The sequence below is a fragment of the Azospirillum sp. Sh1 genome, assembly GCF_008365135.1.
GTDB classification, from domain to species: Bacteria; Pseudomonadota; Alphaproteobacteria; order Azospirillales; family Azospirillaceae; genus Azospirillum; species Azospirillum oryzae.
Genome location: NZ_VTTK01000055.1, coordinates 13,956 through 33,915 on the forward strand (window position 1 = coordinate 13,956; position 19,960 = coordinate 33,915).

11 protein-coding genes are annotated in these 19,960 nt (G+C 70.1%); 7 read left to right on the forward strand and 4 right to left on the reverse strand.

Annotated features, from left to right (window positions below; all coding sequences use genetic code 11):
• The first annotated feature begins 9 nt into the window (after positions 1–9).
• From rfbH to FZ029_RS30760, 6 genes are read left to right on the forward strand one after another with little or no spacing between them, the layout of a single operon-like run.
• On the forward strand, positions 10–1,380 hold the full coding sequence (gene rfbH / locus FZ029_RS30735) for a lipopolysaccharide biosynthesis protein RfbH (RefSeq protein ID WP_149273768.1): 1,371 nt from the start codon (positions 10–12) through the stop codon (positions 1,378–1,380).
• Positions 1,381–1,393: 13 nt separating this feature from the next.
• Positions 1,394–2,362 carry an NAD(P)-dependent oxidoreductase gene (locus tag FZ029_RS30740; RefSeq protein WP_149273770.1) on the forward strand — a complete coding sequence of 323 codons (969 nt, stop codon included), beginning with the start codon at positions 1,394–1,396 and terminating at the stop codon, positions 2,360–2,362.
• Entirely contained in the window at positions 2,350–3,369 is a 1,020-nt protein-coding gene (locus FZ029_RS30745; protein WP_149273772.1) for a GDP-mannose 4,6-dehydratase, read from the forward strand. The genes FZ029_RS30740 and FZ029_RS30745 overlap by 13 nt, the downstream gene beginning before the upstream one ends.
• Positions 3,370–3,386: 17 nt before the next feature.
• Positions 3,387–4,451 (forward strand): glycosyltransferase family 4 protein, encoded by a 1,065-nt coding sequence (locus tag FZ029_RS30750; protein WP_149273773.1) that lies wholly within the window; start codon positions 3,387–3,389, stop codon positions 4,449–4,451.
• Between the two features lie 23 nt (positions 4,452–4,474).
• Positions 4,475–6,316, forward strand: a complete 1,842-nt coding sequence (locus tag FZ029_RS30755; protein ID WP_149273775.1) for a glycosyltransferase — start codon at positions 4,475–4,477, stop codon at positions 6,314–6,316.
• A 46-nt stretch (positions 6,317–6,362) separates the two neighbouring features.
• Positions 6,363–7,265 carry an NAD(P)-dependent oxidoreductase gene (locus tag FZ029_RS30760; protein ID WP_149273777.1) on the forward strand — a complete coding sequence of 301 codons (903 nt, stop codon included), beginning with the start codon at positions 6,363–6,365 and terminating at the stop codon, positions 7,263–7,265.
• A gap of 25 nt (positions 7,266–7,290) precedes the next feature.
• Here the strand turns inward: FZ029_RS30760 and FZ029_RS30765 are convergent, their stop codons facing one another.
• From FZ029_RS30765 to FZ029_RS30780, 4 genes are all read right to left on the reverse strand, one after another.
• A complete protein-coding gene (locus FZ029_RS30765; protein ID WP_188052128.1) occupies positions 7,291–8,172 on the reverse strand; it encodes a glycosyltransferase family 2 protein in 882 nt (293 codons plus the stop codon).
• Complete coding sequence (locus tag FZ029_RS30770; RefSeq protein WP_188052129.1) at positions 8,169–9,122, reverse strand: glycosyltransferase family 2 protein; 954 nt, start codon at positions 9,120–9,122, stop codon at positions 8,169–8,171. The genes FZ029_RS30765 and FZ029_RS30770 overlap by 4 nt, the downstream gene beginning before the upstream one ends.
• 116 nt (positions 9,123–9,238) lie before the next feature.
• Positions 9,239–12,229, reverse strand: coding sequence for a class I SAM-dependent methyltransferase (locus FZ029_RS30775; RefSeq protein WP_149273782.1), 2,991 nt, complete (start codon positions 12,227–12,229; stop codon positions 9,239–9,241).
• A gap of 44 nt (positions 12,230–12,273) precedes the next feature.
• Positions 12,274–14,460, reverse strand: a complete 2,187-nt coding sequence (locus FZ029_RS30780; protein ID WP_247892579.1) for a tetratricopeptide repeat protein — start codon at positions 14,458–14,460, stop codon at positions 12,274–12,276.
• Positions 14,461–15,211: 751 nt separating this feature from the next.
• On the opposite strand from FZ029_RS30780, the gene FZ029_RS30785 reads away from it, so the two are divergent.
• On the forward strand, positions 15,212–19,960 hold a 4,749-nt coding region (locus FZ029_RS30785; protein ID WP_149273784.1), incomplete at its 3' end, for a calcium-binding protein.

Consider the following 19,960-nt stretch of genomic DNA (forward strand, 5'->3'; position numbering starts at 1 on the left):
GAGACCGTCATGACCTCCTCCCCCTCTTCGCCGGCCCCCTCTTCGCCGGCCGGTTCGGCGGATCGCCGGGAAGACCTGCGCCGCCGGATCCTCGATCTGGTGGCCGAATATGCGGAGGTCGCCCATGCCGACCGCCCCTTCGACCCGGCGCGCTCGCCGGTCCCCGTCAGCGGCAAGGTCTATGGCGGCGAGGAGATGGCGCTGCTGGTGGATTCCGCCCTCGATTTCTGGCTGACCACCGGCCGCTTCAACGACGCCTTCGAAAAGCGTCTGGGCGAGTTCCTGGGCGCGCGCAACGTGCTGACGGTCAATTCCGGCTCGTCGGCAAACCTGCTGGCGCTGACCGCGCTGACCTCGCCGCTGCTGGGCGACCGCGCGCTGAATCCTGGCGACGAGATCATCACCTGCGCCACCGGCTTCCCGACCACGGTGAACCCGATCCTGCAGAACGGGATGGTCCCGGTCTTCCTCGACGTCGACATCCCGACCTACAACATGGACATGCGGCTGCTGGAAGAGGCGGTGGGGCCGCGCACCCGCGGCATCATGCTGGCCCATACGCTGGGCAACCCCTTCGACCTCGCCGCCGTCACCCGCGTCGCCGAGAAGCACGGGCTGTGGGTGGTGGAGGATTGCTGCGACGCGCTGGGTGCCCGCTATGACGGCAAGCTGGTCGGCAGCTTCGGCGACATCGGCACCCTCAGCTTCTACCCGGCCCACCACATCACGATGGGCGAGGGCGGGGCGGTCTTCACCAGCAACGCCAAGCTGAAGCGCTCGCTGGAATCCTTCCGCGACTGGGGCCGCGACTGCTGGTGCCAGCCGGGCCAGGACAACACCTGCAAGCAGCGCTTCAACTGGCAGCTCGGCGACCTGCCGCACGGCTACGACCACAAGTACATCTATTCCCATCTCGGCTACAACCTGAAGATCACCGACATGCAGGCGGCGGTCGGGCTGGGCCAGATGGACCGGCTGGAAGGCTTCATCGAGGCGCGCAAGGTCAACTTCGCCCGGCTGAAGGCCGGGATGGCCGAGCTTGCCGATGTCCTGATCCTGCCGGAGGCGACGCCGAACAGCGACCCGTCCTGGTTCGGCTTCCCCATCACGGTGGCGGCCGACGCCCCCTTCAGCCGCGACGAGCTGACGCGCGAGCTGACCCGCGCCCGCATCGGCACGCGCCAGCTGTTCGGCGGCAACCTGCTGCGCCAGCCCTACATGAAGGGCCGCCCGCACCGCGTCGTCGGCGAGCTGACCAACAGCGACGTCGTCACCGCCCGCACCCTGTGGATCGGCGTCTATCCCGGCCTGACCGCCGCCCACATCGACTACATGCTGGACGTCATCCGCGGCTTCGTCCGGGCGCGGACGGCCGGCTGAGGGCCGCCGGGCGATGCGGGTCCTCATCACCGGCTCCGCCGGCTTCCTCGGCGCCCATGTGGCCGACCGCTTCGCCCGCGGCGGCTGGACGGTGCTGGCCGCCGGCCGGGAGGGCAGCGACAGCTGGCGTCTCGCCCGCCTCGGCGTGGCGGCGGAACCGGTGCGGCTCGACCTGACGGCATCGGGGGAGGAGATCGCGGCGGCGGTGGCCGGCGCGCGTCCCGACCTGATCGTCCATTGCGCCGCCTACGGCGTCGATTACCGGTTCCAGGACGTGGCGGCCTCGGCCCGCACCAACCTGGAGGGCACACTGCACCTCGTGCGTGCGGCGGCCCAGGGCGGGGTGAAGCGCTTCGTCCATGTCGGCACCTGCTACGAATACGGCCCCTCCGACCGCCCGATCGCCGAGGACGCGCCGCCGGCGCCGCGCAGCCTCTACGGCATCACCAAGGCGGCGGCGACGCTCGCCGCGCTCGGCACCGCCGCGTCGCACGGGCTGGCGCTCGCCGTGGTGCGGCCCTTCGGCATGTACGGCCCGCTGGAGAACGACACGAAATTCGTGCCGATGATCCTGCGCGCCTGCCGCGACGGCCGGCGGACCGAGCTGACCGCCGGCGGCCAGCTGCGCGACTATGTCTATGTCGGCGACGTTGCCGGGGCCTGCCTGCGGCTGGCGGAGCTGCCGGACTTCCCGGCCGGCGAGATCGTCAATCTCGGCTCCGGCGCGCCGATCACCATCCGCGCCCTGGGCGATGCTGCGGCCCGTGCCGTCGGTCATGGCGGCGACGCCCTGGTGTGGGGCGCCTTGCCCTACCGCCCGGACGAGGTGATGAGCATCGTCGCCGACGCCGGCAAAGCCGCCGCACTGCTCGGCTGGCGGGCGTCGACCCCGCTGGACGAGGGGATGCGGCAGACCCTGGCCTTCCTCGACCCACCCGAAAATTCCCCTGAGAATTTGGGAGACTCCCCGTGCGCTACCTGATCACCGGAGGCTGCGGCTTCCTCGGCAGCAACCTCGCCGCCGCCGTTCTGGAGCGTGGCGAGGACCTCTGCGTCTTCGACAACCTTTCCCGCCGGGGCAGCACGCTGAACCTCGAGTGGCTGCGCGGCCAGGGCGAGTTCGAGTTCCGCCACGGCGACATCCGCAATCCCAACGACGTGCAGCGCGCGGTGGCGGAACTGCGGCCGGACGTGGTCTTCCATCTGGCGGGGCAGGTGGCGATGACCACCTCGCTGGCCGACCCGCGGCTGGATTTCGAGGTCAACGCGCTGGGCAGCTTCAACCTGCTGGACGCGGTGCGCCGCTCGGCCCCCGAAGCCCTGGTGCTCTACAGCTCGACCAACAAGGTCTACGGCGACCTGGAATGGACGCCCTACGAGGAGACGGAGACCCGCTACGTCGCCCCGGCCTTCCCCGACGGCTTCGACGAGACCGCCCCGCTCGACTTCCATTCGCCCTACGGCACCTCGAAGGGTGCGGCCGACCAGATGATGCTCGACCATCACCGGGTGTTCGGGCTGCGCACCGTGGTGTTCCGCCATTCCTCGATGTATGGCGGCCGGCAATACGCCACCGCCGACCAGGGCTGGGTCGGCTGGTTCTGCGGTCTGGCGGTCGAGGCCGGGCTTGGGAAACTGAAGGCCCCCTTCACCATCAGCGGCACCGGCAAGCAGGTGCGCGACGTGCTGCATGCCGAGGACATGAAGACCCTCTATTTCAGCGCGGTGGAGCGGGCCGACGCGGTGGCGGGACAGGTGTTCAACATCGGCGGCGGCATGGCCAACAGCCTGTCCCTGCTGGAGCTGTTCCGCCTGCTGGAGGAGCTGCACGGGGTGGAGATGCGGTTCGAGCGGCTGCCGCCGCGCATCAGCGACCAGCGCATCTTCGTCGCCGACATCGCCAAGGCCCGCCGCCTGCTGGGCTGGGAGCCGAAGGTCGACGCGCGCCGCGGCGTTTCCGACATGCTGGCCTGGATCGTCCAGCAATAGATCGACAGGGGCTGAGCATGCTGCATTTCTTCTGGACGCCCTACATCTTCCGCCGCGATAGCTACGACAAGTACGAGGCGAACAACGCGGAGATCTGCAAGCATGCGCGCCGCGTGCTCGGCCGCTTCACCGACGTGCATCTCGACAGCTTCAACGCCTCGCGCGTCACGCGGAACCCGGCGGACATCCTGCTGGGCCACACCAGCTTCGATTCCGTCGGCGGGCTTGCCGATGACTGGGTGCGCGACAATGCGCTGGAGCCCGGCCAGCCGGCCCACCCCAACACCTACCTGATGCTGCCGCTGCTGCCCGAACCGGTGGAAGAGCACAGGAACTGGAGCCCCTTCATGGACAGCCAGCTCCAGGGGGCGCGGCTGATCTTCGGCATCTGCGGCGATCACTGGTACGAGCGCATCCAGGCCCTGCCGGCCGACGACATGCTGGGCCGGGTCAAGGACCGCATCGTCCGCATCGACATGGGCTGCGAAGGCCACCGCTTCGCCCCGCCGCGCGGCTATTCGCAAGCCAGCATGCGCGGCCTGCTGCACATGAGCGACCTCGCCCCGCACAAGGGCTTCGACCTGCTGCTGAACAGCGTCGCCGGCACCGGCGCCGTGCTGCATGCCGGCAGCAGCGCGCTGCGCGCCCATCCCTACCAGCGCGTCCGCCTGAACGGGCACGAGTTCGTCTCGCTCGGCTGGGTGGACAACACCTCGGCCCAGCAGGACCGCTTCATCAAGGACAACTGCGCCTTCTACATCCACGCCAGTTCCCGCGATGCCCAGGCCACCGCCATCCTGGAGAACTGCGCCCGCGGTCTGGTGCCGATGGTCACCCCGGAAAGCGGCTTCCGCTCCCCCTACGCCATCGAGCTGACCCAGGACGCCGAGGCCAACCGCGCCATCATCGCCCGCGCCCTGGCGATGCCGCAGGAGGAGTATGAGCGGCGCAGTGCCGGCGTCGTCCGGCAGGTGCTGGACCAGCATTCCTGGGACCGCATCTTCACCGGCATCTGGGAGCGCATCCAGCAGGACATTGCCGGTCGCGCCGCGTGGGCCGGCCGCGCCGGACAGGCCGGCTGAACCGCCCGGCCCCCACCCCTGCCATGCCGATGACGAGCGCCGACGACTTCGTTTCCCAAGGGATGGAACGCTACCGCGGCGGCGACATCGCCGCAGCCGCGGCCGCCTACCGGCTTGCGCTGTGCATGGACCCAGCCAGTGCCAACGCCTTCCATCTTCTGTCGATCTGCGAAATCCAGCTCGACCGGATCGAGCCGGCGCTGTCCTGCTTCCGCCGGCTGGAGGCGATCGGCCTGCGCCACGAAGCGATAGAGTCCAACCGCCGGGTCGCGGTGCAGAAGGCGTCGGCCGTCCTGGCCAGCTTGCCGCCGGGCAAGGCTTTGGCCGAGGCCGCATCGCTGGCCGGTGCCGTTCTGGCGCTCGATCCCGGCAATCCCGTCCTGGCTTTCCTGTTCGGCGGCGACGACATCGACCGCGGCTTCGTGCCGCGCGGGCTGCATCGGATCGCGGCGGTGCCCGCCGACCAGCGCCGCCGGCCGCCCCTGCTCGACGCCTACAACCGGATCATCGTCGCGGCCTACGATCATGGCGCCGGGCTGCTGAACGGCGGGAAGCCGGTGGAGGCGCTGCTGACCTTCGCCGCCCTGGCGGTCCTGGAGCCGGGCCATGGGCAGATCGCCTCGACCCTCGCCTCCGCCATCCGCCGGACCCTGCGCGAGGCGGTCGAACGGCACCAGTCGGCCGACCTGACGGGGGCCGTCGCGTTCTACGACGCCATCCTGGCGGCCGTTCCCGGCCATCCCGAGGCCTCGCACCTGCGCCGGCTGGCCGACTGGCGGCGCGGCTCCTGGCGCCCGGCGGGCCGGACCGAGCGGCCGGCCCCGTCAACAGCCCATCCGCCGGAAACCTTCCCGCCGGTTCTGACCATCTGCATCCCCACCTACAACCGTCCCGACGAGCTGGTCTTCCAGGTCGAGAACCTGATGGCGCAGGTACTGGAGAGCGGACGGTGCGACATCCGCATCCTGGTCTCGGACAATTGCTCCGACGAGCGGGTCGAACGCTCCATCCGGATCTTCGAACGCTGGAACCGTGCCGGGGCGGTCCTGTTCGAGTACCACCGCAACGCCCGCAATCTCGGCTATGACGGGAACGTCATGGCCTGCTTCGACCGCTGCGTCTCCGGTCATATCTGGATCCTGTCCGACGACGACTATGTCCTGCCGGGAACGGTCGCCCGGCTGTGCGCGGTGATCGACGCCCACAGCCCGACCCTGATCTTCCTGAACGAGCCAAGGGAGATGGGCGGGGTGGCGGTCGACGGGACCCTGACCACCCCGGCCGGAACCATGGTCCGCCTGCCGCTGGGCCGGCCGCTGTCCCTCGACGCCGGGGACGAGCAGCTGAGGGCCGCCGTGGTGTCGCATTCCTTCTGGCTGTCGCGTTCGGTCTTCCGCAAGAGTTTCCGCGACTATGACGCGGCCGACCTGTCCGGCACCTCCGTCGCCCACATCGGTCTGGTCAACCTGTCGCTGGTCAATGACCGGCAGCCGACGCTGTACCTGACGGACCAGCCGATGGTGATGAACATGCCGCACAGCGTGTTCTCCCACAATTTCATCGAGGTCTTCGTCTCGGGCATGCACCGGCTCTACGGCTCGCCGACGATGAACTTCTCGCCCGGCGTCGTGCGGGCGGTGGCGCGCGAGAATTTCCGCTTCCTGGAGCGCTTCATCGACGGCACCCACCCGCCCCACATGACGATGCGCTACCGCCCGCGCTTCTTCCGGCTGGTGCGGAAGAAGCTGGAATATGGCGCCGGCATCGGCGAGACCCTGCGCTTTGCACGCGACCTGCTGAAATACCGGGCGTCCTTCCGTATAAGGGCCGGAACCGGTCAGCCGGCGAAATCGACCAGCATATGAGCGCCGCCCGGCCGCCGGGCGCCGCCAGTCGGGGAAGTGAAGATCCATGGCCGTTCTTGTGACCGGAGGCACCGGCTTCGTCGGCAGCCATCTTCTGAAGGGGCTGCTCGCCGACGGGCATGAGGTCGTCGCCCTGAAGAGGAGCACGTCCGACCTGACGCGCGTCCGGCCGCTGCTCGGCGACCCCGGCCTGTCCTTCGTCGACATCGACCGCGACGGCATCGCCGGCGCCTTCGCCGGGGCGCCGGTCGAGGCGGCGGTGCATGTCGCCACCTCCTACGGCCGCGGCGGCGAGACGCTGGCGAGCATCCTGGAAGCGAACCTGATCTTCCCGGTCGAACTGATCGAGCTGTGCGTCCAGCACAAGGTCCGCGCCTTCGTCAACACGGACTCCTATTTCTGCAAGGAGAAGAAGTCCTATTCGGCCCTGCCGAACTATTCCCTGTCCAAGCAGAACCTGCTGCCCTGGCTGAAGAAGTTCTCCGACCGCATCATGCTGGTCAACGCCTGCCTGGAGCATGTCTACGGCGCCCACGACAGCCCCACCAAATTCTGCGAGGACCTGATCCGCAAGGTGGCCCTGCAGCGCGTCGACTCCCATCCGCTGACCCACGGCCACCAGAAGCGCGACTTCGTGCATGTCGACGACGTGGTCCGCGCCTATGTCGCCATCGTCCGCCGGGCGGTGGAAAAGGAGAGCGGCTATGCCGATGTCAATGTCGGCACCGGGCGCAGCGTGGAGATCCGCGCCTTCGCCGAGACGGTGAAGCGGCTGTCGGGCAGCCCGACCGACCTGCGCTTCGGCGCCATCCCCTACCGCGACGACGAGATCATGAACTCGGCCGCCGACACCCGGGCGCTGTCGGCGATGGGGGTCGAGCTGGGCATCGGCATCGAGGAGGGGATCGCCGACGTCCTGTCCCGCTACGGTGTCTCCCCCGCCTGCTGACGGGGCAACTGCCGGGGCGGACCCCTCAGGGCTCCACCCCGTAGGCCCGCAGATGGTCCTCGTAGGGGATGACCCGGCGGGCGACGCGCACCTCCTGCCGCCACAGGGCGGCGGCGGCCAGCCGGGCGGCTGACGGGGACATCGGCGACTTCATGAACCACATCAGCGCGTGGTGGTAGCAGGTGAAGAAGCGCCCGCTGGCGATCAGGTCGGAGGTGATGCCGCCGCGCCGGAAGGTGACCAACGGCTCGCCGACATAGGCGACATAGGGATAGCGGCTGGCGGCGATCAGATAGATCAGACAGTCGGGGCCGGCGCCGTGCGCCTCGAAATCGGCGGCCGAACTGCCCGCCGGGCCGGGGCCGAGGTCGCTGACGATGCCGTCGCGCAGGTCGGCGGTGCGGAACAGAGCGGCGCAGGGCGACACCGGCAGGCCGCCGAAGTTCGACAGATATTCGAAGACGAAGGTGTCGGACGGGAAGGTGTCGACGAAATACTGGTGGATGACGCCGTGCGACGCCCCCGCCTCGTCCACCAGCTTCGCCGGGGTGAAAACGAAGGCGACCCGCCCCTGCAGGCGGGGCAGGGTGCGCTCCAGATAGGCCGGCTCCAGCCGGTCGTCGGAGAACAGGATCTTGGAAACGGGCGCCCGCGCCTCGGCGACGCAGCGGCGCCAGTTGTTGACGGGGCCGATGTTGGCGTCGTTGCGGAACAGGCGCAGCCGCCCGTCCTCCGTCGCCAGCCGCTGGCAGATCGCCCAGGTGCCGTCGGTGCTGGCGTTGTCCACCACCACCACCTCGATGTCGCGCACCGTCTGGGCGAGCGCCGAGCGGATCGTCTCCTCGATCTCGCGCTCCCGGTTGTAGGCCGGGATCAGGATGCTGACGAGCGGGGCGGGGCTGCTCATGACTGCGCCGCCTGACGCCGGTTGCGCTCCTGGATGTAGGCGTTGAAGTCGGCCACCGTGATCAGCGGGAAGCTGCCGATATACTGGACCGCCGCCTGTCCGATCTGCTCGACCAGGAAGGTGAAGACCGCCAGTTCGACCTGCCGGTCGATCCTGGTCAGCTCCGCCCCGCGCTTGGCGCGCAAGGTGGTGTAGATGCGGTTCAGCTGGGCGGCACGGGTCTCCGGCGACTTGCGGTAGTTGGTCACCGCGCCGTTGCCGGTCTGGATTTCCCAGTTGTGCTCGCCGTCGCGGATGGTGATGAGCGGGTCGAACAGATAGCCCAGCCGCTGGCCCGACAGGCCGAGATACCAGTGGGCGTATTCCTCCGACCCGCATTCCCAGGATTCCACCATCGGCGCCAGGAACTGGGCGGTGCGGTAGAGGCCGGTCAGGGTGTTGACGAACAGCGGCGGCGACGGCGGAAAATGCAGCGACACCGGGTTCAGGTAATAGCCGTCGATCACCGCCTCCATCCCCGGCCGCAGCGTCGTGTGGAAGGGCTGCGGGTGCGGGCGCCCGTCCATCAGGATGTGGTGGGCGTTGGAGAAGCAGGCGTTGACCTCCGGCACCCGGCGCAGCAGATCGACCTTGCGGCGCAGGTTGTCGGCATCCCAGAAATCGTCGTCGGCGGTGAAGGTGAAGAACTCGCCGGTGATGAAGCTGAAGGCGCGGCGCGCGTTGCCGTCCATCCCCAGGTTGGTCTCGTTCTTGTGGTAGCGGACGCGCGGATCGGCATAACGGGCGGCGACGAGGTCGCGCGTCTCGTCATTGTCCGAATTGTCGGTGATGATGACTTCGTAATTGCCGTAGGTCTGGGCGAAGACCGTGTCCAGCAGCTCGCGCAGCAGGTTCGGGCGGTTGCGGGTCGGGATGCAGACCGAGACCCTGTCTTTTGCACGCTGTTCCATGACGTCTTTCTCTGCCGCGTCCATCTTCGCCGCGTCTTCTCCGGGCGGCGAAGCGATATCACCCCGAAACCGGCAGGGTCAACCGGACCCCACCCGCCATTCCCGGACCTTTCTCCTCAGGCCCGCGCCCGCACCCAGGCCTGGTACAGCCCGCCGAAGATCATCGGATGCTCCGCCTCCAGCCGGTCCCAGCGGGCGAGCGAGGTCATCGCCGGATCTTCGGGAAAGCGCTTGCGGTAGAGCGCCGCCACGGCGGGATCGGCCAGCCGGAAGCCCAGGAACTCCAGGCCCAGCGTCTCGAGCGCGCCGGCCAGCCAGGGCAGCGTGACGTGCAGCTCGTGGACATGCATCAGCAGGTCGCGGCAGGCGCTGGTGCCGTAGAAGTCCGGGGAATGGACGACGGCGCGGGCCGGATGGCCGTCCGGCAGATCCTGGATGTCACGGCGGACGCGGCGGATGCCGTCCAGGGTCGGCGGGTGGCCGCGCTCGGCGATGAAGTGGCGGGCGGCCAGGATCGGCCGGCGGGCGGCGGCGCTGTAGAAGCCCACCTCCATCACGCCATGCGGGCGCATCAGCCCGCGCAGCACGCGCAGGCCCGCCACCGGATCCTCCATGTGGTGCAGCACGCCGACGCTGTGGATCACGTCGAAGCGGCGGCCCAGCGTCCCCAGTTCCAGCAGGTCGGCCTGGGCGAACTCGATGCTCTTCAGGCCCAGCCGCCGGCTCTGCCGCGTGGCGTAGGCGAGGCTGCGGCGGCTGAGGTCGACCGCCAGCACCTTGGCGTTCTTCAGGGTGGTGGCGGCCCACACCGCCTCGCGCCCGGTGCCGCAGCCGGCGACCAGAACCTCCGGCGCTTCCCAGCCCGGCGCTTCCCAATTGGGGGGCCAGGCGGGGGAGGCGGGCAGGGCGGCATGGGGGAAGAGCGCGTGCAGGAAGCGGGGCAGCGGCACCGGCTCCGGCAGCAGGCCGGTGGTCATCCAGCGCGGATAGGGGTTCTCCTCGTACTGGGCGCGCACGCCGACCGACACCGGGTGGCTGATCTGGGTCAGCGCCGGCAGCTCCGCCTGGATGGCGGCCTCGGCCAGCGGTTCGGCGACCTGCCGGTTCAGCAGCCGGGCGATCTCCTCGGGCCAGGACAGGGCCTGCAGGCCGGCCGCCCGTTCCCAGCGGTAGAGCGGACGATAGGCGCCGAGCAGCGCGACCAGCACCGCCGGCGGCTGCTCTTTGCGGTCCAGCGCCGCCTCCGCCGCGCGGAGCAGCACCGCCAGGACCTGGAACTCGCCGTCGGTCTCGGCGAAGACATACTCGTTGAGGAAGCACTGTTCGGCGATGGCGGCGCACAGGGCGCGCCAGGACGGCCGGTCGGGCAGGCCGGGGCCGGTCAGCGCCAGCAGCAGCACCCGTCGCAGCCGTGTCAGCGCCCGCTCCAGCGCGGGGTCGCAGACCGGCGCGGCGCGCAGATGGGCCAGCAGCAGCGCATCCTCCGCCAGCCCGGCGAGCGAACCGTCGGCCAGCAGGGTCCGGCTGGCGTCGTCCAGGGCGGGGCCGTCATTCTCCGGCAGGGCGGCGAGGGTCCTGATGACGGGCGCGGCCATCAGCACGCCGGCGATGGCGCGCGCCAGCCCGGCGCCCTCCACCTCCGGCCGGCCGAGCGCGGCCAGCAGGTCGGCGCGCAGCCCCTCGTCAACGCCATTGGCGGGTTCCGGCAGGGCGGCGTCGCGCAACGCCTCGGCGAAGGCGATCCAGTTGCGCGGCACGTCGGGGGCGAGGCGGATCGCCTTGCGCACATAGGGCAGGGCCTGGTCGCGCCAGCCGCCTTGCAGGAACAATGCTGCGATGCCGAAGCACAGCTCCGCGTCCTCCGGTGCGGTGCGGGCGATGCCGAAGGCTTCCGCCTCCGCCTCGGCGGTGCGGCCGGCGGCGACCAGCAGCGACAGCAGGGCGCGGCGCAGCGGCAGGGGAAGCGGCTGGTTGGCCGGCCGGCCGGCGGTGGCGCGGCGCAGCTCCTCGATGGCGGCGTCCGGATTGCCGGTTTCCTGGTGCAGGCGGGCGAGGTTGTTGTGGACCTCCGGCAGGTCGGGGGACAGGCGCAGCGCCTCGCGGTAGGCGTCCAGCGCCCCGGCGGTGTCGCCGCTGCTCTGCAGGGCGGCGCCCAGATTGGCCAGCAGCGGCGTCCGGTTGGGGTCATCCGGGTTGGCGATGCGGGCCAGCCCGTCGCGGCAGACGGTGGCCGCCTCCTCCCAATGGCCGGCGACGCGCAGGCTGTCGGCCAGCCGCAGCCGGGCGTCGAGATGGCCCGGATCGACCGCCAGCACCCGGTGGAAGACGGCGATCGCCGATTCCTGTTGGCCGGCGCGGTGGTGCAGGGTGCCGATCAGGTGCAGGGTTCCCGCCAGACGCGGACGCAGCGCCACCGCCTGCTCGGCCTGCTCCAGCGCTTCCTCGTCGCGGCCCAGCCGGGCCAGCAGCGAGGCATGGTTGCCCAGGATTTCCGGCAGGACCGGGCGGTGGGACAGCGCCCGGCGGTACAGCGCCTCCGCCTCCTCGGCCCGTCCCTCCAGCATGCGGACCAGCGCCAGGGTGCCCAGCGTCTCGGCCTGTGCATGACGCAGCGATTGTGCCGGCTGCGCGGCGCCGTCGGCAAGGCGCAGGGCCGCGTCGCAGGCCGCCGCCGCCTCGGCCAGCTGACCCAGCCGCAGGCGGGCGAGCGCCTGCGCGCGGTGGGCCTGGATGGCTGCCGCCCCGCTCTCCGTCCGCCGCAGCGCTTCGGCCGCCGCCGCATAGCCGTCGTCGGTGCGGCCGGCGGCGATGAATGCCAGGGCCAGAACGCTCCAGCCCTCCGCCCGCTCCGGCTGCGACCGGACCGCCGCTTCCGCCCAGGCGACGGCGTCGGCCGGCCGGCCCAGGATGCGGGCGGCCTCGGCCAGCGACAGCAGCCCGGCGGCATCCCGCGGCGGGTTGCCGCACAGGTCGCGGTAGGGACCCTCCGCCTCCTCCGGCCGGCCGGCCCGACACAGCTCCAGGACCTGACGTTCCAGGGCCTGCTGCTCCGGGGTGCTCTGGCCGGGCGGAAGGCCGGTGGTCCCGGTGGCGGTGTCGGTGGTCATGGAGCGGAACCCTTGGGTTGGAGGGGGAGGAGGGCTGCCGGACCTCAATAGGCCTGGTAGGACTTTTCCTCGACCAGCTCGGAGCCGAGCATCTGGTTCAGGTCGCGCTTCAGCGCCGCGCGGCGGTCGTTGGTGTGATAGACCTGCCGGGCCAGCTCGACGAAGCGCGGGCCGAAATCCTTCGCGCGCTCGCAGTCGCGGATTTCGTCCTCGACCTCCCACAGGGTGGTGTTGACCGCGCGCAGATCGTCGATCAGCGCCGCCACCTCCGGCCGCGCGGTGTCGGCCTGCGCCGCCACGGCGACCAGCGCCTCGCGCTCGCGCCGGACGTTGGCCAGCTTGTCGGCGTCGGCGATGCGCTCGGCCTTGATGTCGAGGATGGTGATCTTGTCCAGCAGTTCGCCCCAGGAAACGGGCGCCAGGATCGGCATGTCGGAAGGTCCTGTTCGGGTGTGGTTGACGTGTGTGGCTCGCTCGCGGAGCGCGTGCTCCATCCGGTCCATGGCGCCGTCCCAGGAGCCGGGTCGGTCCTGCCGGAACAGCCGCATGGTCGGATACCAGGGGCTGTCGTCGCGGTCGAGCATCCAGCGCCAGTCGGGGGCGAAGGGAACCAGCACCCAGACCGGGACGCCGAGGGCACCGGCGAGATGGGCGACGGAGGTGTCGACGCAGACGACGAGGTCGAGGCCGGCCATGATGGCGGCGGTGTCGGCGAAGTCCTTGATGTCGGGCGACAGGTTCAGCAGGGGGAAGCCGCCGGGCGGATTGGCCGCCTGCCCCTCGGTCGGCCCCTTCTGGATGGAGACGAGGCTGACGCCCGGGATGGCGGCCAGACGCGCGAAGGGGGCCAGCCCGATGGAGCGGTTGCGGTCGTTGCCGTGGGTCGGCGATCCGGCCCAGACGATGCCGACCTTCAGGCCGCCCCCGTCCTTTGCCAGCCCCTTCAGCCGCTCGCCCCAGCGGGCCGTCAGATCGGGCTCCGCCGACAGGTAGGGGACGCGGTGCGGGATGGTGTCCATCTGGGTCCCGAACACCTCGCCCAGGCTCAGCATCGGCAGATGCAGGTCGAAGGCGTCGGTGGGAAGCTGGCCGCTGACGAAGCGTTCCACGCCCGGCAGCCCGGCCATCACCCGCTGCAGCGGGGCTGGCAGGCCCAGGAGCACCCGGCCGCCGCGCGCCGCCACCAGGGGGACGTAGCGGCAGAACTGCAGGGCATCGCCCAGCCCCTGTTCGCCATGCAGCAGGATGCGGCGGCCCTCCAGCGGCTCGCCGTTCCAGCGCGGCTTGGGCATGGCGGCGTGGGTGGGGGCGTCCTTGCAGCGCAGCCGCCACTCATACTCGCGCCAGCCCTCTTCGAAGCGGCCGGCGACGAGCAGGGCCATGCCGAGGTTGCGGCGGGCGTCCGGGCCGGCCGGGTCGATCGTCACGGCGCGGCGGAAGCCGGTGACCGCCTCGTCCACCCGGTTCTGGTTCAGCCGGGCGTTGCCATGGTTGGCATAGCCGCCGGCGAAGCCCGGATCGACGGCGGCCGCACGGGCATGGGCGCGCGCCGCCTCCTCCAGACGCCCCTGCTCCTGCAGGGCAAGGCCGAGGCTGGTGTGGCCGGCGGCGAAATACGGATCCAGCGCCACGGCGTGGCGGTGACAAGCCATCGCCTCGTCCGCCCGGCCCAGCCCGCGGAGCGCGATGCCCATGTTGTTGCAGGCGGCGGCATGGGCAGGGTCGATGGCCAGTCCGCGGCGATAAGCCGCGACGGCATCGTCCAGCGCATCGCGTTCCTGCAGGACGTTGGCCAATCCGTTGTGGCCTTCCGTCGCCATCGGGTCGACGCGGATCGCGCGGCGATAGGCCCGTTCAGCCTCGGCGGAGCGGCCCTGTCCGCGGTACAGCGCGCCCAGGCTCTCATAGGCGGCGGTCAGGCCCGGCCGCAGGGCGAGGGCGCTGCGGTAGGCCGCCGCCGCTCCCTGCCCGGACCCGAAGTCGCGCAGCATGTTGCCGAGATTGAGGCGCGGCTCCGCCATGGCGGGATCGAGGCGCAGCGCGCGGGCCAGCAGGCGCAGCGCGGCACCGCCCTGGCCGGCGCGCCGGACGGCCAGCCCCATCAGATGCAGGGCGTCGGTCTGGTCGGGTGCGATCTCGATGATGCGGCGGTAGATGCGGGCCGCAACGGCGATCTGGCCGCTTTGGTGGTGCCGCACCGCCGCGGCGAGAGCCTCCTGAATGGTCGCCATGCTTGATCGATCGTCCCTGTCGGTCCTGCGGCATCGGTTCTGCAGACTGCCGATCCGGCCGCCGGAACGGAATAGCGGGTGTTCCCGAATTCTCCAAGCGTGATCCTGGTCGCACAGGCATCCACGCTAGGCATCCACGCCGGGGCGGCGTCGGCAATACTGTGCATATTATGAAATTGTAACGATGATGACTGCAAAGGCTTAAGCCAGGCCGTGGCGGGTGAAGTGACGGTGAGCGGGAAAGCTGTGTAATTGCTCGCCGTCGGAGACGCGAGTCGAGTGGGAATGAGCCCTGCACCGCGGCGGCGGCGGCGGCGAACTGCTGGACTGTGGGTACCCCCAACTTCAAACAGGCCTGTTGCGAATTGGCCATACCGGGTATTTCGACAGATTTTCCAGGCACTTGTCGGAGGGGGCGTAGGAGTGGGATATGGCCCTTATGGGACTGCCCGTCCGGTCAGGCGTTTCGCCCTACCCACTTCGGTAGAAACGCGTTGCTTTGGGTCCATTCCTTCGGATAACAAGGGCACGGTGTGTTAGCTCGCGCTAGGACTGACTCTGCCTGCCATCAGCCGAGCGTGACGCGCGCCTTAAAGATGGTTCATCCGCCGGCGAACCAAACCTGAAGGGGATTAGTATGGCTGGAACCTTTAACGTAACGACGGGTTCAACCCTAACACTAGGACAGTTCTCTACAATCATCGGCAGCTCCAGTACTGACGTCATCACGCTCGGGACCTCCGGTAACACGGTGTCGATCTCGGCGCTGGAAACTCTGATTGGTACTGCGGGCACCGAACTCATCACGCTGACGGCCGGTTCCACCCTGCAGGTTTCGCTGCTGGAAACCCTGGTGGGCAGCAGCTCGACGGATGTGATCTCGGTCGGCACGTCCGGCTCCACGATGCTGGTGTCTTTGCTTGAGACGATCACCGGCGGCGCGGGCACGGATGTCGTCACGCTGGGCACTGCCGGCAACACGCTGCTGATCTCGACCATCGAGACGCTGACCGGCGACGCGGGCACCGACGTCGTCACGCTGGGCACCGCGGGCAACACCCTGCTGGTTTCGGCGGTCGAGACGCTGACCGGCGCCGCGGGCACCGACATCGTCACGCTGGGCACTGCCGGCAACACCCTGCTGGTCTCGGCCATCGAGACGCTGACCGGCGATGCGGGCACCGACATCGTCACGCTGGCCTCCGGCGGCAACACCATCCTGGTGTCGGCCCTCGAGACGCTGACCGGCGCCGCGGGCACCGACATCGTCACGCTGGGCACCGCGGGCAACACCCTGCAGGTCGTCGCGTTCGAGACGATCACCGGTCAGAACGGCACCGACGTCGTCTATCTCGGCACGTCCGGCAACACCGTCCTCGTCTCCGGGCTGGAGTCGCTGGCTGGCGGCGCCGGCAGCGACATCGTCACGCTGGGCACCGCCGGCAACACCATGCTGGTTGCGGCGCTTGAGACGATCACGGGCCAGGGCGGCACCGACGTCATCACGATCGCCGGTGTCGGCGCCACCATGCTGGTCACGGCGCTCGAGACGCTGACCGGCAGCAATAACACCGACGTCATCACGCTGGCCACCACGGGCGCCACCCTGCAGGTCTCGCTGATCGAGACGCTGACTGGCAGCACGCTGTCCGACGTGGTTTCGTTCGGCACGACCGGCACCACCCTGCTGATCACCGCGGTCGAGACGCTGACCGGCGGCGCCGGCACCGACGTCCTCACCATCGGCTCGGCCGGCAACACCGTCCTGGTGGCCGGGATCGAGACGCTGACCGCCGGCGCCGGCACCGACATCGTCACCATCGGCACCACCGGCAGCACCCTGCTGGTCAACGCCGTCGAGACGCTGACGGGCCAGGGCGGCACCGACGTCATCACGCTGGGCTCCAGCGGCAACACCGTCACCGCCTCGCTGCTCGAGGCGATCACCGGCGGCACCGCTTCCGACCTGGTGTTCCTCGGCACGGCCGGCAACACGACCACCGTTTCGGCGATCGAGACCCTGGTCGGCGGCGATGGCACCGACGTCGTCACCATCGGCACCACCGGCAGCACCATCCTGGTTCGCGCGGTCGAGACGATCACCGGCCAGGGCGGTACCGACGTCATCACGCTGGGCAACACCGTCAACACGCTGACCGTCGGCGGCATCGAGACGCTGACCGGCGGCACCGCCAGCGACGTCGTCACCATCGCCACCACCGGCAGCACCCTGCTGGTTTCGGCGGTCGAGACGCTGACGGGCCAGGGCGGCACCGACGTCATCACGCTGGCCTCCGGCGGCAACACCGTCACGGCCTCGCTGCTCGAGACGCTGACCGGCGCTGCCGGTTCGGATCTGGTGTTCCTCGGCACGGCCGGCAACACGACCACCGTTTCGTTGGTCGAGACGCTGATCGGCGGCGCCGGCACCGACGTCGTCACGCTGGGCACCGTCGGCGCCACCATGCTGGTTCGCGCGGTCGAGACGATCACGGGCCAGGGCGGCACCGACGTCATCACGCTGGGCGACACCACCAACACGCTGACCGTCGGCGGCATCGAGACGCTGACCGGCGGCACCGCCAGCGACGTCGTCACCATCGCCACCACCGGCAGCACCCTGCTGGTCTCGGCGGTCGAGACGCTGACGGGTCAGGGCGGCACCGACGTCATCACGCTGGCCGCTGCCGGCGCGACGATCCTCGCCAGCGCGGTCGAGACCATCACCGGCGCCGCTGGCTCCGAACTGGTGTACCTCGGCACGGCCGGCAACACGCTGACCGTTTCGGCCATCGACGTCCTGATCGGCGGCACCGGCACCGACGTCGTCACGCTGGGCACCGTCGGCAACACGGTCCTGCTGCGTGGCCTGGAGACCCTGACGGGCGCTGCCGGCACCGATGCCATCACGCTGGGCGACACCGGCAACACCCTGCTGGTCTCGGCTCTCGAGACGCTGACCGGCGGCGCCGCCACCGACGTCGTCACCATCGGCACTTCGGGCAACACCCTGCTGGTTTCGGGTCTTGAGACCCTGACGGGCCAGGGCGGCACCGACGTCGTCACGCTGGGTTCGGCCGGCAACACCCTGGTTGCCACCGCCCTCGAGACGATCGCCGGCGGCGCCGGCACCGATGTCGTCAACATCGGCACCTCGGGCAACACCCTGTTCGTCTCGGCTCTCGAGACGCTGACCGGCAGCGGTGCCGGCACCGACGTCGTCACGCTGGGTTCGGCTGGCAACACCCTGCTCGCCAACCTGCTCGAGACGATCGCCGGCGGCACGGGTTCCGATCTGGTCTTCCTCGGCACGGCCGGCAGCACGGCTCTGGTGTCGGGTCTGGAGTTCGTGATCGGCGGCACGGGCACCGACATCGTCACGCTGGGCACGGCGGGCAACACCGTCACCGTGCGCGGCCTGGAGACGCTGACGGGCCAGGGCGGCACCGACGTCGTCACCATCGGCGACACCGGCACCACCATGCAGGTCGCCGCCCTTGAGACCCTGATCGGCGGCGCTGCCACCGACGTGATCACTCTGGGCACCTCGGGCAACACCCTGCTGGTTTCGGGTCTTGAGACCCTGACGGGCCAGGGCGGCACCGACGTCGTCACCATCGGCTCGGCCGGCACGACCCTGCTCGCCAATGCTCTGGAGACGATCACCGGCGGCACGGGCTCCGAACTGGTGTTCCTCGGCACGGCCGGTTCGACGGTCGCGGTGTCGGGCATCGACATCCTGATCGGCGGCACGGGCACCGACGTCGTCACCTTCGGCACGGCCGGCAACACGCTGCTGCTCCGCGGCATCGAGACGCTGATCGGCGCCACCGGCACCGACGTTCTGACGCTGGGCGACACGGGCAACACCGCGTCGGTCTCGCTGTTCGAGACGGTCATCGGCGGCACGGGCACCGACGTCATCGCGCTGGGCGCTTCCGGCAACACGATGTTCGTTTCGGCGGTCGAGACGCTGACCGGCGGCGCCGGCAATGACGTCGTCACCATCGGCTCGGTCCTCGGCAACACCATCCTGGTGACCGGTCTCGAGACGCTGACCGGTCAGGTCGGCACCGACGTCGTCTCCCTGGGCACGGTCGGCAACACCATCCTGGTGTCGCTGCTCGAAACCCTGACGGGCGGCACGGGCACCGACGTCGTCACCCTGGGCTCGGTCGGCGGCACGCTGCTGGCTTCGGGTCTGGAGACGCTGACGGGCGGCACGGGTTCGGACCTGGTCTTCCTGGGTTCGGCCGGCAACACCCTGCTGGCTTCCGCTCTTGAGTTCCTGATCGGCGGTGCTGGCACCGATGCGATCACGCTGGGCACGGCGGGCAACACCGTCACCGTGCGCGGCCTCGAGACGCTGACCGGCCAGGGCGGCACCGACGTCGTCACCATCGGCGACACCGGCACCACCATGCTGGCTTCGGGCCTCGAGACCCTGATCGGCGGCGCTGCCACCGACGCGATCTCGCTGGGCACCGTCGGCAACACCCTGCTGGTCTCGGCTCTGGAGACCCTGACGGGCCAGGGCGGCACCGACGTCGTCACCATCGGTTCGGCCGGCGGCACGCTGCTGGTTTCGGGTCTGGAGACGCTGACGGGCGGCACGGGCTCCGAACTGGTGTTCCTCGGCACGGCCGGCAACACGCTCTCGGTGTCGGGCATCGACATCCTGATCGGCGGCACGGGCACCGACGTCGTCACCTTCGGTTCGGCCGGCAACACGCTGCTGCTCCGCGGCATCGAGACGCTGATCGGCCAGGGCGGCACCGACGTCCTGACGCTGGGCGACACGGGCAACACCGCGTCGGTTTCGCTGTTCGAGACGGTCATCGGCGGCGCTGCCACCGACGTCATCACGATCGGCACCGCCGGCGGCACCCTGTTCGTCTCGGCTCTGGAAACCCTGTCTGGCCAGGGCGGCACCGACGTCATCACGCTGGGCTCGGCGGGTAACACCCTGCGCGTCGCGGCTCTCGAGACGGTCACCGGCGGCGCTGCCACCGACGTCGTCACGCTGGGCACGACCGGCGCCACCATGCTGGTCTCGGCTCTCGAGACGGTCACCGGCGGCACGGGCACCGACGTCATCACGCTGGGCACGGCGGGCAGCACGCTCACCGCTTCGGCGCTGGAGACGATCGCCGGCGGCACGGGCACCGATTGGGTCCTCCTCGGCGCGGCCGGCAACACCCTGCTGGTCTCGGGTCTGGAACTGCTGGTCGGCGGTGCGGGCACCGAAGTCGTCACGCTGGGCACGACGGGCAACACCATCCTCGTCCGCGGCATCGAGACGCTGACGGGCCAGGGCGGCACCGACGTCGTCACCATCGGCGACACCGGCACCACGATGCTGGCTTCGGGTCTGGAGACGCTGACGGGCGGTGCGGGCACCGACGCCATCACTCTGGGCACTGCCGGCAACACCCTGCTGGTCTCGGCTCTGGAGACGATCACCGGCCAGGGCGGCACGGACGTCATCACCATCGGCACG

Coding starts and splice junctions, on each gene's coding strand:
- FZ029_RS30755 (WP_149273775.1), top strand. CDS start 4,475: ATGCCGATGACGAGCGCCGACGACTTCGTTTCCCAAGGGATGGAACGC.
- FZ029_RS30765 (WP_188052128.1), bottom strand. CDS start 8,172: ATGAGCAGCCCCGCCCCGCTCGTCAGCATCCTGATCCCGGCCTACAAC.
- FZ029_RS30770 (WP_188052129.1), bottom strand. CDS start 9,122: ATGGAACAGCGTGCAAAAGACAGGGTCTCGGTCTGCATCCCGACCCGC.
- FZ029_RS30750 (WP_149273773.1), top strand. CDS start 3,387: ATGCTGCATTTCTTCTGGACGCCCTACATCTTCCGCCGCGATAGCTAC.
- FZ029_RS30780 (WP_247892579.1), bottom strand. CDS start 14,460: ATGGCGACCATTCAGGAGGCTCTCGCCGCGGCGGTGCGGCACCACCAA.
- FZ029_RS30740 (WP_149273770.1), top strand. CDS start 1,394: ATGCGGGTCCTCATCACCGGCTCCGCCGGCTTCCTCGGCGCCCATGTG.
- FZ029_RS30775 (WP_149273782.1), bottom strand. CDS start 12,229: ATGACCACCGACACCGCCACCGGGACCACCGGCCTTCCGCCCGGCCAG.
- rfbH (WP_149273768.1), top strand. CDS start 10: ATGACCTCCTCCCCCTCTTCGCCGGCCCCCTCTTCGCCGGCCGGTTCG.
- FZ029_RS30760 (WP_149273777.1), top strand. CDS start 6,363: ATGGCCGTTCTTGTGACCGGAGGCACCGGCTTCGTCGGCAGCCATCTT.